The organism is Allobosea minatitlanensis, assembly GCF_964020775.1.
Map to the genome: position 1 here is coordinate 3,427,982 of NZ_OZ224509.1, position 14,122 is coordinate 3,442,103.

Consider the following 14,122-nt stretch of genomic DNA (forward strand, 5'->3'; position numbering starts at 1 on the left):
CGCGATGCGAGCGACGACACAGGAGGACGCCTTGCCCGACAACACCGCCCAGAAGGAATCGCCCTCCTACCGGCTCGCCGCCCTCGATCCCGACTTCATCCTCGGCGATTCGACCCGCGGCGCCCGCTTCATGCTCGAATACCAGAAGGCCGAGGACCATCTCAGGGCGCGCGGCGTCGTCTCCACCATCGTCGTCTTCGGCTCGGCGCGGGTGCGGGAGGGCAACCGCTGGTACGAGGCGGCCCGCGCCTTCGGCCGCCTCGCCTCGGAACGCGGCGGGGCGCTGCGCGACGGCGAGGCCGGGCGCCATCACGTCATCGCCACCGGCGGCGGCCCCGGCATCATGGAGGCGGCCAATCGCGGCGCCACCGAAGCCGGCGCGCTCTCGATCGGCTTCAACATCACCTTGCCGCACGAGCAAGAGCCGAACGCCTGGTCGACGCCGGACCTGACCTTCCGCTTCCACTATTTCGCGATGCGCAAGATGCATCTGGCGATGCGGGCGGAGGCGCTGGTGGTGTTCCCCGGCGGCTTCGGCACGCTCGACGAGCTGTTCGAGATCATGACGCTGGTGCAGACCGGCAAGATGGACCCGGTGCCGATCGTGTTGTTCGACAAGGCCTATTGGCAGGGGCTGCTCAAGCTCGACACCATGGCCGAAGCCGGCTTCATCCGCCCCGACGACCTGAAGCTGTTCGCCTATGCCGACACGCCGGAGGAAGCCTATGCCTGCATCGTCGACGGCGGCGGCGACGGCTGGGACCATCCGGGCAACGGCAGCGTGCAGACATAGTCTGCCGACACCGGCGTCACTGCGAGCGCGGCGAAGCAATGACGGGGCGAGCTTCCGCAGACACGAAAAAGGCCGGCGTTTCCGCCGGCCTTTTCCAATTCCGATCGGTTCGGTCCGCTCAGGCGGCCTTGGCCTCCGGCTGGCCGAGCACGCCCTTGACGGTCTCGACCACAGCGGCGAACGAAGCCACGTCGTCGATCGCCATCGCCGAGAGGGTCTTGCGGTCCAGCTCGATGCCGGCCTTGATCAGGCCGCCGATGAAGACCGAATAGGTCAGGCCGTGCTCGCGCACCGCAGCGTTGAGGCGCTGGATCCAGAGAGCGCGGAAGGAGCGCTTCTTGTTCTTGCGGTCGCGATAGGCGTACTGCATCGAGCGATCGACGGCCGCCTTGGCGGCGCGGATCGTATTCTTGCGGCGGCCATAGAAGCCCTTGGCGGCCTTGAACGTCTTCTTGTGCTTGGCGTGGGACGTCACGCCCCGTTTCACGCGAGCCATGTCATGATCTCCGGAGTGTCAGGTGGCGTCAGCCGTTGGGGAGGAAGTACTTCTTCACGTTGGCCGCATCGCCCTCGAAGAGGGTCGTGGTGCCGCGGTGATTGCGGATCTGCTTGTTGGTCCGCTTGATCATCCCGTGACGCTTGCCGGCCTGGGCGTAGAGCACCTTGCCGGTACCGGTGATCTTGAACCGCTTCTTAGCGGCCGATTTGGTCTTCATCTTGGGCATTTCAGCTCCTATCGGTCATAAGGCCGGCACGCCTCGCGGCGGCTTTGGCCAGATTTTGCTTTCAGGAAGCAAAGAACGACCGCCACGGCAGCCCTTATCAGCCGGGCGATCGAAGGCCGGGCCTATCGCAGAAAAGAAGCCGGCTGGCAAGCGAAAAGCCGGCTTCGCCGACGACCTTGCGGAAACCGGCTTCACAGCTTCATCGCAAAAGAGGCAGATTGATCTCGCCCGCCTTTCCAACCGGAGCCTCACCCGTGAAACGCATCCTGCTCAGCCTGGCCGCCGGCCTCGCCCTGGCGGCCGCCGCCAGCCCCTCCCTCGCCCAGTCGACGCTCGAGAAGATCAAGGCGCGCGGCAACATCATCTGCGGCACCAGCGAAGGCGTTCCGGGCTTCTCGCTGCAGGACAAGGACGGCGTCTGGCACGGCTTCGACACCGATGTCTGCCGCGCGCTCGCCGCGGCGATCTTCAACGATCCGGACAAGGCGAGCTATCTCTCGCTGTCGAGCAAGAACCGGCTCGTCGCGCTGCAGGCCGGCGAGATCGACGTGCTCGCCCGGACCACGACCTGGTCGCTCGGCCGCGACATCGGCCAGGGCGTCAGCTTCACCGCGATCAATTATTACGACGGCCAGGGCTTCATCGTGCGCAAGAAGCTCGGCGTGAACACGGTCAAGGACCTCAACGGCGCCTCGGTCTGCGTCGCGCAGGGCACGACCACCGAACTCAACCTCGCCGATTACGGCCGCACCCACGGCATCAAGTTCGAGACCGTCGCCTTCGCCACGCTGGAGGACACGGTGCAGGCCTATGAGGCCGGGCGCTGCGACGCCTACACCACCGACCTCTCGGCGCTGGCCGGCACGCGCGGCCGGCTGAAGGATCCGGACGAGCATGTTCTGCTCCAGGAGGTGATCTCCAAGGAGCCGCTCGGCCCCTGGGTGCGCAAGAACGATCCGGCCTGGTTCGACCTGGTGCGCTGGACGGTGATCGCGACGATCGACGCCGAGGAGCTTGGCGTGACCCAAGCCAATGTCGAGGACCTGGCCAAGAATTCGCAGAATCCCGAGATCCGCCGCATGCTCGGCGCCGAGGGCAAGTTCGGCGAGGCGCTGGGCCTGACCAATGACTGGGTGGTGCGCATCGTCAAGGCCGTCGGCAATTACGGCGAGAGCTTCGAGCGCCATTTCGGGCCGAAGACCAGCAACCCGCTGCCGCGCGGCGTCAACAAGCTGTGGACGCAGGGCGGCCTGCAATACGGCCCGCCGATCCGCTGAGCCCGGCGCGGGCCGGCCGCCGGGTTCCCGGCAGCCGGCCTTCCGCCTCTCAGCCCGGCTCGCAGATGGCGGCCGGCTCGGGCTCGCCCTGCAATCGGCGATAGCCGACGAGGGTGATCAGCAGCCCGACGAAGCCGGCCGAGACCGAGACCCAGAAGCCGCCGCGCGCGCCGAGGAGGTCGATCAGCGCACCCGCGGCGGAGGCGCCGAGCGCCATGCCGATGCCGATGCCGGTGATGGCCCAGGTCATGCCTTCCGTGAGCTGACGCGCCGGCACCAGGCGCTCGACCAGCCCCATGGCGATGATGATGGTCGGCGACACCGCCGCCCCCGCCAGGAAGAAGACCGCCGCCAGCGAGGCGAGCCCGGACACGGCCAGCAGCGGCAGGGTCGTCGCCGCCGCCAGGGCGAGCGCCGCGGCGAACTGGGCCGCGAGCGAAGCCTTGAGCCTGAGCGTGCCGAAGACGAGGCCGACGATCAGGGAGCCCGCCGCATAGACGGCCAGCGCCAGGCTCGCCATCCCCTTCTGGCCCTGCGCCTCGGCGAAGGCGACCGCGGAGATCTCGGCGGTGCCGAAGATCGCGCCGATCGCGATCATGGCCAGCACGACGACCTGCATCCCGCCGAGCCGGACGACCGACCGCTCGATCTCGGCGGAGCGGGCGCGCACCGGCGGCTCGGTGCGCCGCTGGGCGCAGAGCAGCGGCACGCCGACCACCAGGAAGATCACGGCGGCGAGCGGGCCTGCCTCCGGGAACAGGCCGACGCTGAACCCGATCGCGATGATCGGGCCGATGATGAAGATGATCTCGTCCACCACCGATTCGAAGGCATAGGCGGTACGCAGTTGCGGCGTGCCGCGATAGAACTCGGTCCAGCGGGCCCGGACCATCGCGCCGATGGTCGGCATCAGGCCGGAGAGCAGCGCGAAGCCGAAGAGCAGCCAGTTCGGCCCGCCGGCCCGGGTCGCGAGCATCAGGCCGCCCAGCGCCAGGGCGCCCGCCCCGGCCGCCGGCAGCAGGACGCGGCGCTGGCCGTAGCGGTCGACGAGGCGCGAGACCTGCGGCGTGATCAGGGCGCTGGCCAGCGCGAAGGTCGCGGCGACGGCGCCGGCCACGCCATAGTCGCCGCGCCGCTCCGAAAGCATGGTGACGATGCCGAGGGTGACCATCGAGGCGGGCAGCCTGGCGATGAATCCGGCCGATGAGAAAGCGAGCGCGCCCGGCGCGCGGAAGATGTCGCGATAGGGGTTGGACATGATGGGTCCCGAGGGAGATCGGCATACGCCGCGTATGTGAATGATTATTTTACATACGCGGCGCATGTCAATTAACATACGGACCGTATGTGAAAGGGATGTGATGGCACGCAGGCCTCGCGCCGACATGATCGCGGAAACCCGCGCCAGCCTGATCGCCGCCGCGCGCGCGGCGTTCGGCAGGGTGGGCTATGCCGCCGCCTCGATGGACGAGATGACGGCGGCGGCCGGGCTGACGCGCGGCGCGCTCTATCACCATTTCGGCGACAAGAAGGGGCTGTTCGCCGCCGTGATCGACCAGATCGACGCGGAAATGACGGTCAGGCTGCGCGTCGTCTCCGCCAAGGCCGGGGATCGCTGGACGGGGTTCCGCGACGAATGCGCCGCCTATCTCGCCATGGCGCTGGAGCCGGAGATCCAGCGCATCATGCTGCGCGACGGACCGGCCGTGCTGGGAGACCCCTGGAGCTGGCCGATCCAGAACGACTGCATCCGGATGATGGCCCGAAGCCTCGAAGCGCTCGTCGCCGAGGGCGTTCTGATGCCGCTCGATCCGGAAGCGGTGGCGACGCTGATCTTCGGCGCGACCCAGCATGCGGCGCAATGGATCGCGCATGCGCCCGACCCGGAAGCGGCGCTCAAAGGCGCGACCGACGCCTTCAGCGCGATGCTCGACGGCCTCTTGCGCAAGCCATCATGAAAAAGGGCGCCAGCGGCGCCCATTTTCCTGACCTGCAGCGATCGCGGGTGACGCACGCCTCAGCGCGGCGCGAGCACCATGACCATCTGCCGGCCTTCGAGCTGCCAATCGCTCTCGACCTTGGCGATCTCGGCGGTGTCGACCTTGACGCGCTCCAGCACCTTCACGCCGAGGTCCTGATGCGCCATCTCGCGGCCGCGGAAGCGCAGGGTGACCTTCACCTTGTCGCCTTCCTCGAAGAAGCCGTGCATGGCCTTCATCTTCACGTCGTAATCGTGCTTGTCGATGCCGGGCCGGAGCTTGATCTCCTTGATCTCGATGGTGCGCTGCTTCTTGCGCGCCTCCGCGGCCTTCTTCTGCTCGAGAAAGCGGAAGCGGCCGTAATCGAGGATCTTGCAGACGGGCGGAACGGAGTTCGGGGCGATCTCGACCAGGTCGAGACCGGCATCCTCGGCAATCTTCAGCGCGTCGAAAAAGGACACGACACCACGGTTTGCGCCGGTATCGTCGATGAGCTGGACTTCGCGCACCCCGCGGATGTCACGGTTCGAGCGAGGACCTTCCTTGGTCGGGGTGGGGGCGGCGCGGTAAGGACGGCGAATGGGGGCTTCTCCTGTGTTTGGCGCAGCTCGCGCCGTTGATTCAGACACATTGCACAATGATGCGCGTTGTCAATGCATGACACCGCTGCGACGGGCATCTCCTGCCGCGAAAGCCGGTCAGCGCCCCAGCAACGCGCAATAGACGTCGAGGGTTTCCGCGACCATCGCCTCCAGCGAGAAATGCCGCTCGACATGGATGCGCGCCCGGCGCGCCAGCGCCTCGCGCGCCGAGGGGCGCAGGTCCAGCGCCTCGCGCAGGCCGGCCGCCAGCGCCGCGGCATCGTCCGGCGGCACGTGCCAGCCGGTCCGCTCGCCGGGCCCGACCTGCGGCGGCGCGAGCACGGTCTCGGGCACGGCGCCGAGATCGGAGACGACGACGGGGGTGCCCATCGCCTGCGCCTCGACCGCGACGCGGCCGAAGGCTTCCGGGTCGGTCGAAGGCACGGCGACCACCGCGGCGGAGAGCATCGCCGCCGGCATGTCGCTGCAATGGCCGACCCGCTTCACCCGCCCTTCCAGCCCCGCCTTGGCGATCAGCCCGTCGAGCTCCTTGACGTAGCCGTCGCGGCCCTGCGCGTCGCCGGCCAGGATGAAGGCGGTATCGGCGTCGCCGGCGTCCCGCATCAGGCGCGCCGCCTCGATCAGCACGCGCTGGCCCTTCCAGCCGGTGAGCCGGCCCGGCAGCAGCACGATGCGCTGATGCGGCTCGACGCCCCAGGCCTTGCGCAGCGCCTGCACCCGCTCGGCGCTGACGGCGGCCGGGGCGAAGGCCGCGAAATTGGTGCCGCGATTGACGACGCGCACCTTGTCGCGCGCCATCGGGTGCTTCGCCAGGATCAGCCCGGCGGTATAGGCCGAATTGGCGATGACGACGTCGCCGCGCGCCATTACCGAGTTATAGAGCGTCTTCACCGCCGAGCGGCTGTTATAGGAGCCGTGATAGGTGGTGACGAAGGGCAGCTTCAGGAACCTGGCCGCGGCGAGCGCGACCCAGGCCGGCGCCCGCGAGCGGGCATGGATCAGCTCGACCTCCTCCTCGCGGCAGAGCATGACGAGCTTGCGCACGTTGAGCGCCATCGCGATCGGGTTCTTCGAGGCGGCCGGGAAAGGCAGCCAGACGCCGCCCTTTGCCTGCAACTCGGCGACGAGTCGCCCGCCTTCGGTCGCGACCAGCGCCCGCGCGCCTGCATCGGTCAACCCCCTGGCGATGTCGACCGCGGTGCGCTCCGCCCCGCCGGCTTCCAGCTCCGGGATGATCTGCAGGATCGTGCGCCCGGCGAGCGGATGCGTCTCGGTCGAAGGCAGTGAGAGATGGGCACCCGGCTTGAAGGACATGCGCTCTGGAGGCTGTTGGTCTGGACTTTCGTGAACGGAGGCGAATATGCCCCTATCGGATGACGGCCGCAGCCCCTATTCGCCGCGGCCCCCTGATTCGTCACAGGAGAATTGCCTTGGAGCGCCAGCCCCCGCAATGGCTCGAGGTCGGTGAAACCTCCCGCCGCCTCGCCTTCCTGATGCAGGAGGGCGAAGGCGCGCCCGTCGTCTGGCTCGGCGGCTTCCGCTCCGACATGCGCGCGACCAAGGCCGAGGCGCTGGCCGAATGGGCCCGCGACAACGGCCGGGCCTATCTGCGCTTCGATTATGGCGGGCATGGCGAGAGCGACGGCGATTTCGGCGCCTTCACCCTCTCCGACTGGCTCGGCGACGCGCTCGCCATGATCGAGAGCCGGTGCCGGCGGCCGCCGGTCCTGGTCGGCTCCTCGATGGGCGGCTGGATCGCCCTGCTCGCCGCCCGCAGGCTCTTCGGCACGCCGTTGCAGCCGGCGGGGCTTGTCCTGATCGCGCCGGCCGTCGACTTCTCCGAGGAGCTGATGTGGGCGCAGATGCCCGATTCGATCCGCCGCACGATCCTCGACAAAGGCGTCTGGCTGCGTCCGTCGGACTATTCGCCCGAGCCGACGCCGATCACCCGCGCCCTGATCGAGGACGGGCGCCGGCATCTGATGTTCGGCGGCGAGATCAGGGCCGGCTGCCCGGTGCATATCCTGCAGGGCATGCGCGACCCGGATGTGCCCTGGCGGCAGGCGATCAAGCTGGTGGAGCATCTCAGCGGCGACCCGGTGGTGCTGACGCTGGTCAAGGACGGCGATCACCGCCTCTCGACCCCGGCCGATATCGCAAGGCTGCAGGCGGCGGTCGCCTCGGTGGCGGCCACGACCTGAACCGTCATTGCGAGGAGCGCGGCGACGAAGCAATCCAGCGAGACGTAGAACTCTACGACACCGGATTGCTTCGCTTACGCTCGCAGTGACGGGGTCAACGCTCAGCCAAACGAAATCCGCTCAGCGGGCCGATGCTCAATGGACGCTGACCATCTTGAGGTCATGCTCCCAGGCATTGGCCGTGGCGGCCTCGCGCGTGTCGGCCACGAGGATCGGCGCGCCATCCGCCGAGAGCAGGGTGTAGAGCTTGAGGCCGGATTCGATCTTCGGAGCCTGCGGGAAGATCCGCATCAGCTCGTCCGAAGTCATCGGCTTGAGATAGGCGACCTCGCCGGTGCCGAGCGCCGCGAATTCGGCCGGGGTCAGCGGGTTGTCCTGGGTCAAAATCCTGTCCTGTTTCATCGCGCCCTCCTTCAGAGCAGTGCGAATGCGGTTCGATGCTGCGCCTTCAATGATGAACAGATGCGTAAACCGCTGGCGCATCCTTCAAAGCCGGACGATTTCCCGTCCTCTATTCGCGGCTCATGATATCGATACGCCTGACGAACCTCTCCGGTTCCGGCCTGATCAGATCGATCGCGAGCAGGCCGTTAGACAGATCCGCCCCGAGAACCTGCATGCCGTCCGCGAGCAGGAAGCTGCGCTGGAACTGACGCGCCGCGATGCCGCGATGCAGGAACTGCCGGCTCTTGTCGTCGCTCTGGCGGCCGCGGATCGTGAGCTGGTTTTCCTCCAGCGTGATCTCGAGCTGCTCCCGCGCGAAGCCGGCCACCGCCAGCGTGATCCGCAGGCGGTCGGGCTCGTCCTCCGTCCGGGGCAGCCGCTCGATATTGTAGGGCGGATATCCCTCGCTCGCGCCTTTGGCGACGCGATCCAGCGCGCGCTCGATATCGTCGAAGCCGAGCAGGAACGGGTGGGACAAGCTAGGCGTGCGCGTCATATCCGAAGCCCTCGAAAGGCGCCTCATGAACCATCGGGACCCGCCGCTGGCAGCATCCCGCGGGCGAAAGGCGAACCCTTCCGCTTGAACGAGATATGGCGAAGCCGCGGCCGCGCTTCAAGAGGAGCCGGCGCAAGACCGCGGCCCCGCCGGGACGGCCCGGCCCATGCCCCGGTGAGCGCGCGGCTCAAAGCACGTCGCGGACGCGCGTCAGCGTGGAATCCATGTGCTTGCCGATCGCGGCCGACAAGGCCTGCGCGTCCCGCTTCAGCAGCGCCGCCATCATCTCCTCGTGCTCGGCGACGGCGCCGGCCCATTTCTCCGGCCCCTCATTGCCGATGAAGCGCAGGCGCTTGATCCGCGACTGGAGCGTGCCGTGCATCTCGACCAGCACCTGGTTGCCGGATGCGGCGACGGTGGCGGTGTGGATGGCCTGGTTGAGCTTGAAATATTCGAGCCGCTCGCGCGTCCGGTAGAGCTCCAGCATGCGCCGATGCAGCGCATGGATCGCCGCGATCGTCTCGTCCGAGGCCTGCGCGCAGGCGATCCTGCCGCCAAGCTGCTCGAGCGCCTTCAGCACCTCGAGCACCTGGTAGAGATCCTGCGCCGAAAACTTGCGGACGATCGCGCCCTTGGCGGGCAGGACCTCGACGAGCCCTTCGCTGGCCAGCGTCTTGATCGCCTCGCGCAGCGGCGTGCGCGAGACGCCGAGCTGCGCGCCGACCTGCCCCTCGTTGATGCGCTGCCCCGGCTGCAGCCGACCCTCGATGATCATGTCGCGGAGGCGTTCCAGCACCTCGTCATGCAGCGTGCGGCGGGTGATGCGGGGGTAATCGGTCGCTGCCTCGCTCATCGTGCCGCCATCGGTTCCGGGTCGCCTGCGTTTACGCCATGGCCACCCTGCCCTGTCAAACCCGGCCCGGCCGGCGCCCCGGCGAAGGACGTATCCTCCCGGCCAGGCATCCGCCGCGCCTGCACCGGGCAGGCCGCGACCGGCCCGCGAACAGCCGCGTGGCAGGCATGGACATTCATCGGCTCGCTCTCCCGTCCCCGGCCGGCCAGCCTCCTGCCCCGCCCTCTCGCGGCATTGTAGCGGCTTCATATTATACTGCATACAGCATACTTGCAGCCGGTGCCGGCGCCGTGTTAGCCAGACCGGGACGAGTGACATCAACGGAGGCGACCGGCCCGATCGTACCGCGATCCGGCCCTGGCACGCCCCAAGGAGAGCGGCGGTGCAGAGTTCCCGAAACGGCGCAAAGCCGGTCATCGCGATCGCGATGGGCGACCCGTCCGGCATCAGCCCGGAACTGCTGGCGCGGCTGCTGTGCGAGCCCGATCTGCGCGACGCGGCGCGCTACGTCGTTTTCGGCGACAAGCGCCTGCTCGACCTCGGCGCGGCCGACGGCAAGGTCGATCCGGACGTCGCGCTCGTCGCCTCCGAGGACGCGCTGCCCGCGACCTCGGACAAACCGCTCTTCATCGACCTCGCCAATCACGACCCGGCCGATCTCCGGCGCGGCCAGGCGACGCTCGCCGGCGGCAAGGCGGCGACCGAGAATTTCCGCCGGGCGCTGCAATTCGCCGCCGCCGGCAAGGCCGATGCGGTGTTCTTCACCCCGTTCAACAAGGCGGCGATGCGCTTCGCCTATCCGGGCTATGACGACGAGATCCGCTTCGTGCGCGACGCCATCGGCTTCGACGGGCCGGCGAGCGAATTCAACATCCTCGACAAGCTGTGGAATGCGCGCGTCACCTCGCATATCCCGCTCTCGGCGGTGGCGCAGAACATCACCCAGGAGCGCATCCTGCGGGCGCTGACCCTGGCCGACGCCAATCTGCGAGCGGCCGGCTTCAACCCGCCGCGCATCGCGGTGGCGGGCATCAACCCCCATGCCGGCGACGGCGGCAATTTCGGCCGCGACGAGATCGAGACGATCGCGCCGGCGGTCGAGGCCGCTCGGGCCAGGGGCTTCACCGTCGAGGGGCCGTTCCCGTCGGACACCGTCTTCCTGCGGGCGAAGAACGGCGATTTCGACGCGGTGCTGACGATGTATCACGACCAGGGCCAGATCGCGATGAAGCTGATGGGCTTCGACCGCGGCGTCACGCTGATCGGCGGCTTCCCCTTCCCGATCTGCACGCCGGCCCATGGCACCGCCTATGAGATCGCGGGCAAGGGCATCGCCAATCTCGGCGCCAGCCGCGCCGCCTTGTCGCTGGCGATCAAGATGGCCCGGGACGCACGGGAGAAGGCGCAGGCGGCCGCCTGATCCGGCCCCGATCAACCGAAGCCGCCATCCAAGAGCGGCGTCGTTCAATCAACATGCCAGGGAGAAACAGATGAAGACCATCGCGATTTCCGCCGCGCTCGCGGGCGCGCTCACCCTCGGAGGCTTCGGTGCCGCGCAGGCCTGGGAGCCGACCAAGCCCGTCGAGTTCGTCGTGACCTCGGGCGCCGGCGGCGGCACCGACAATTTCGCGCGCCTCGTCCAGGCGATCATCACCAAGCACAAGCTGATGGAACAGCCGATCGTGGTGGTGAACAAGGGCGGCGGCTCCGGCGCCGAGGGCTATGTCTACGGCAAGGGCAAGAAGGGCGACCCGAACGAAGTGATCTTCGGCACCAACAACGCCTATCTGCTGCCCTATGTCGCCAAGCTCGGCTACAAATACACCGACCTGACGCCGGTCGCGGCGATGGCGCTCGACGAGTTCCTGCTCTGGGTCAAGGGCGACGCCCCCTATGCCGACGCCAAGGCCTATATCGACGCGGTCAAGGCCAAGCCGATGGGCTTCAAGATGGGCGGCAGCCAGTCGAAGGACACCGACCAGACCCTGACCTCGATGATCCAGGACGCCACCGGCGCCAAATGGATCTACGTGCCGTTCCAGGGCGGCAGCGCCGCGGCGGTGCAGCTCGCCGGCGGCCATATCGATTCCAACGTCAACAACCCCAACGAGAATGTCGGCCAGTGGAAGGCCGGCCAGGTCAAGCCGCTCTGCGTGTTCGCGCCGGAGCAGCTCGCCAAGAGCGAGCCGATCCATGACGGCAAGGGCTGGGGCGACGTCCCGACCTGCAAATCGGCCGGCATCCCGATCGAATCCTTCCGCATGCCGCGCACCGTCTGGCTGCCCGCCGACGTTCCGGCCGACGCCGTGACCTACTACGCCAATGTGCTGGAGAAGGTCAGCCAGACGCCGGAGTGGAAGGAGTTCATCCAGCGCACCGCCCAGACGGCGAAGTTCATGAAGGGCCAGGAGTTCACCGACTTCGTCGCCAAGGACGACGCCGCCAACAGGAAGGTGTTCGAGGCGGAAGGCTGGGTGGTGAAGTAAGGCTCGGGATCAGCGCGTGCTGATCCGGCTCTGAAACACGCGGGTCATCCCGGGCTTGACCCGGGATCCATGCCAAAGTGCTTTTCGATCAAGGCTCAGGCATGGATCCCGGATCTCCGCGGAGTTTATCCTTGGGCCGATCGAAGATCGGACCCGAGGGCTCCGTCCGGGATGACCAGCATCTTTCATTCATGAACGCGTTTCCAGCTTCTCAGGCAACGAGGAAGCCAGCTCCATGATAACCCGTTTCTGGGCCGAGATCGGCACCGCGATCCTGACCCTCGCCTTCGGGCTCGTCATCGTGAAGGGCTCGCTCGAATTCGGCATCGGCTGGGATTCCAGCGGGCCGCAGCCGGGCGCCTTCCCGTTCTATGCCGGCGGGCTGGTCGCGCTGGCGAGCCTCGGCACGCTGGCGCTGACGTTCGGCAAGCGGCTGGCGGGCAAGGCGATGCTCGCTGACGCCTTCCTCGACGCCGCGCGCGGCAGGCGGGTGCTCTCCTTCCTGTTGCCGCTCGTCGCCTTCGTCGTGCTGAGCGTGACGCTCGGCATGTATGTCGCGACGATCCTCTATCTCGTCTTCGCGATGCGCTTCCAGGGCGGCTATGGCTGGATCGCAAGCCTCGCGACGGCCATTCTGACGGCGGCCTTCTTCTATTTCGCGCTCGAAAAATTCTTCCAGATCGGCCTGCTCAAGGGGCCGCTCGAACCCCTCCTCGGTCTCTGAGAGCGGCGACAAGGCATGGACAACATCGCCAACCTGATGCACGGCTTCGAGGTCGCGCTCACCGCCCACCACATCCTGCTGATGATCGCGGGTGTGCTGCTGGGCGTGCTCGTCGGCGTGCTGCCGGGCCTGGGCGCGCCGAACGGCGTCTCGCTCTTGCTGCCGCTGACCTTCAGCATGGACCCGGTCTCGGCGATCATCCTGCTCGCCTCGCTCTATTGGGGGGCGCTGTTCGGCGGCTCGACCACCTCGATCCTGTTCAACATCCCGGGCGAGCCCTCCTCCGTCGCCACCACCTTCGACGGCCATCCCATGGCGAAGCAGGGCAAGGCGACGGAAGCGCTCTCCTTCGCCTTCCTCTCGGCCGGCTTCGGCGCGCTCTGCGGCGTCGTGCTGATCACGCTTCTGTCCGGCTGGGTCGCGAATTTCGCGCTGCGCTTCTCCTCGCCCGAATATTTCGCGGTCTATTTCATGACCTTCGCGAGCTTCATCGGGCTCGGCGGCGCCTCGCCCTTCAAGACCGTGGTCTCGATGGGGATCGGCTTCTCGCTCGCGACGATCGGCATGGATTCGGTCTCGGGCAATGTCCGCCTCACCTTCGAATACGACGTGCTGCTGGCGGGCGTCAGCTTCCTGATCGCGGTCATCGGCCTGTTCGGCATCGGCGAATTGCTGCTGACCATGGAGGAAGGGCTGAAATTCGAGGGCGTCGCCGCCAAGGTCCGCATCGGCGACGTGCTGCGCACGGCGACCAAGCTGCCGCGCTACTGGCTCGCCCTGGCCCGGTCCTCGCTGATCGGCATCTGGATGGGCATCACCCCCGGCGGGCCGACCGCCGCCTCCTTCATGAGCTACGCCATGGCCAAGCGCTCCTCGCGCGACCCGGACAAGTTCGGCAAGGGCGAGCCGGAGGGCGTAATCGCCCCGGAGACCGCCGACCATGCCGCCGGCTCCTCGGCCATGCTGCCGATGCTGGCGCTGGGCATTCCCGGCTCCGCCACCGCCGCCGTGATGATGGGCGGGCTGATGATTTGGGGCCTCAACCCCGGTCCGACCCTGTTCACCGACCGGCCCGACTTCGTCTGGGGGCTGATCGCCTCGATGTATCTCGGCAACATCGTCGCCGTGGTGATCGTGCTGGCGACGGTGCCGCTCTTCGCCTCGATCCTGCGCATCCCCTTCGCGATCATCGGGCCGGTAATCGTGGTGATCTGCTTCATCGGCGCCTTCACCGCGGCGAACCGGGAGTTCGACATCTGGCTCGCCTTGATCTTCGGCCTCGTCGGCTATCTCTTCAAGAAGCTCGACTACCCGATCGCGCCGCTGGTGCTCGCCATGGTGATCGGCGACAAGGCGGAGGACGCCTTCCGCCAGTCGATGATCTTCAGCCAGGGCTCGCTCTCGATCTTCTGGTCGAACGCGCTGGTCGGCACGCTGATGGCGATCGGCCTCGTGTTGCTGTTCATGCCGCTGATCGGCGCGGGCCTGCGGCGCTTGCGCGGCCAGGGCGAAACACGCACCGTCTAACCCTCAGCCCAGCCG

At 67.7% G+C, this 14,122-nt stretch carries 16 protein-coding genes; 8 read left to right on the forward strand and 8 right to left on the reverse strand.

Going from position 1 to position 14,122, the window contains the following annotated elements; genetic code table 11:
* Nucleotides 1-4 precede the first annotated feature (4 nt).
* Entirely contained in the window at nt 5-793 is a 789-nt protein-coding gene (locus tag ACWH43_RS16960) for an LOG family protein (protein ID WP_158443821.1), read from the forward strand.
* A gap of 118 nt (nt 794-911) precedes the next feature.
* Here ACWH43_RS16960 and rplT read toward each other — a convergent pair whose 3' ends face one another.
* Both rplT and rpmI read right to left on the reverse strand, forming a co-directional pair.
* The gene (gene rplT / locus ACWH43_RS16965) at nt 912-1,289 is read right to left on the reverse strand and encodes a 50S ribosomal protein L20 (protein WP_158443822.1); all 378 of its coding nucleotides are present in this window, start codon (nt 1,287-1,289) and stop codon (nt 912-914) included.
* 28 nt (nt 1,290-1,317) lie between these two features.
* Entirely contained in the window at nt 1,318-1,518 is a 201-nt protein-coding gene (gene rpmI / locus ACWH43_RS16970) for a 50S ribosomal protein L35 (RefSeq protein ID WP_038361062.1), read from the reverse strand.
* Between the two features lie 254 nt (nt 1,519-1,772).
* Between rpmI and ACWH43_RS16975 the strand changes: the two genes are divergently transcribed.
* Complete coding sequence (locus ACWH43_RS16975) at nt 1,773-2,795, forward strand: amino acid ABC transporter substrate-binding protein (protein WP_158443823.1); 1,023 nt, start codon at nt 1,773-1,775, stop codon at nt 2,793-2,795.
* A gap of 49 nt (nt 2,796-2,844) precedes the next feature.
* Here the strand turns inward: ACWH43_RS16975 and ACWH43_RS16980 are convergent, their stop codons facing one another.
* On the reverse strand, nt 2,845-4,053 hold the full coding sequence (locus ACWH43_RS16980; RefSeq protein ID WP_158443824.1) for an MFS transporter: 1,209 nt from the start codon (nt 4,051-4,053) through the stop codon (nt 2,845-2,847).
* Nucleotides 4,054-4,156: 103 nt separating this feature from the next.
* Between ACWH43_RS16980 and ACWH43_RS16985 the strand changes: the two genes are divergently transcribed.
* Nucleotides 4,157-4,753, forward strand: a complete 597-nt coding sequence (locus ACWH43_RS16985; RefSeq protein WP_158443825.1) for a TetR/AcrR family transcriptional regulator — start codon at nt 4,157-4,159, stop codon at nt 4,751-4,753.
* 59 nt (nt 4,754-4,812) lie between these two features.
* Here the strand turns inward: ACWH43_RS16985 and infC are convergent, their stop codons facing one another.
* On the reverse strand, nt 4,813-5,355 hold the full coding sequence (gene infC, locus ACWH43_RS16990; RefSeq protein WP_158443840.1) for a translation initiation factor IF-3: 543 nt from the start codon (nt 5,353-5,355) through the stop codon (nt 4,813-4,815).
* Nucleotides 5,356-5,472: 117 nt separating this feature from the next.
* Nucleotides 5,473-6,690, reverse strand: coding sequence for a glycosyltransferase family 4 protein (locus ACWH43_RS16995; protein WP_158443826.1), 1,218 nt, complete (start codon nt 6,688-6,690; stop codon nt 5,473-5,475).
* 179 nt (nt 6,691-6,869) lie between these two features.
* Here ACWH43_RS16995 and ACWH43_RS17000 point away from each other — a divergent pair, with 179 nt between their 5' ends.
* Nucleotides 6,870-7,577: an alpha/beta hydrolase gene (locus tag ACWH43_RS17000; RefSeq protein ID WP_260348176.1), complete on the forward strand. Its 708-nt coding sequence runs from the start codon at nt 6,870-6,872 to the stop codon at nt 7,575-7,577.
* 135 nt (nt 7,578-7,712) lie between these two features.
* Here ACWH43_RS17000 and ACWH43_RS17005 read toward each other — a convergent pair whose 3' ends face one another.
* From ACWH43_RS17005 to ACWH43_RS17015, 3 genes are all read right to left on the reverse strand, one after another.
* Nucleotides 7,713-7,979: a BQ00720 family protein gene (locus ACWH43_RS17005; protein ID WP_158443828.1), complete on the reverse strand. Its 267-nt coding sequence runs from the start codon at nt 7,977-7,979 to the stop codon at nt 7,713-7,715.
* Between the two features lie 109 nt (nt 7,980-8,088).
* On the reverse strand, nt 8,089-8,517 hold the full coding sequence (locus tag ACWH43_RS17010) for an Hsp20 family protein (protein WP_158443829.1): 429 nt from the start codon (nt 8,515-8,517) through the stop codon (nt 8,089-8,091).
* 187 nt (nt 8,518-8,704) lie between these two features.
* Nucleotides 8,705-9,370 carry a GntR family transcriptional regulator gene (locus tag ACWH43_RS17015; RefSeq protein WP_158443830.1) on the reverse strand — a complete coding sequence of 222 codons (666 nt, stop codon included), beginning with the start codon at nt 9,368-9,370 and terminating at the stop codon, nt 8,705-8,707.
* A gap of 427 nt (nt 9,371-9,797) precedes the next feature.
* Here ACWH43_RS17015 and ACWH43_RS17020 point away from each other — a divergent pair, with 427 nt between their 5' ends.
* The 4 genes from ACWH43_RS17020 (at nt 9,798) to ACWH43_RS17035 (ending at nt 14,107) form a co-directional block, all read left to right on the forward strand.
* Nucleotides 9,798-10,790 (forward strand): 4-hydroxythreonine-4-phosphate dehydrogenase PdxA, encoded by a 993-nt coding sequence (locus ACWH43_RS17020; RefSeq protein WP_158443841.1) that lies wholly within the window; start codon nt 9,798-9,800, stop codon nt 10,788-10,790.
* A 70-nt stretch (nt 10,791-10,860) separates the two neighbouring features.
* A complete protein-coding gene (locus tag ACWH43_RS17025) occupies nt 10,861-11,856 on the forward strand; it encodes a Bug family tripartite tricarboxylate transporter substrate binding protein (RefSeq protein WP_158443831.1) in 996 nt (331 codons plus the stop codon).
* 235 nt (nt 11,857-12,091) lie between these two features.
* Nucleotides 12,092-12,580, forward strand: a complete 489-nt coding sequence (locus ACWH43_RS17030) for a tripartite tricarboxylate transporter TctB family protein (RefSeq protein ID WP_158443832.1) — start codon at nt 12,092-12,094, stop codon at nt 12,578-12,580.
* 15 nt (nt 12,581-12,595) lie between these two features.
* Nucleotides 12,596-14,107, forward strand: a complete 1,512-nt coding sequence (locus tag ACWH43_RS17035; RefSeq protein WP_158443833.1) for a tripartite tricarboxylate transporter permease — start codon at nt 12,596-12,598, stop codon at nt 14,105-14,107.
* Nucleotides 14,108-14,122 lie beyond the last annotated feature (15 nt).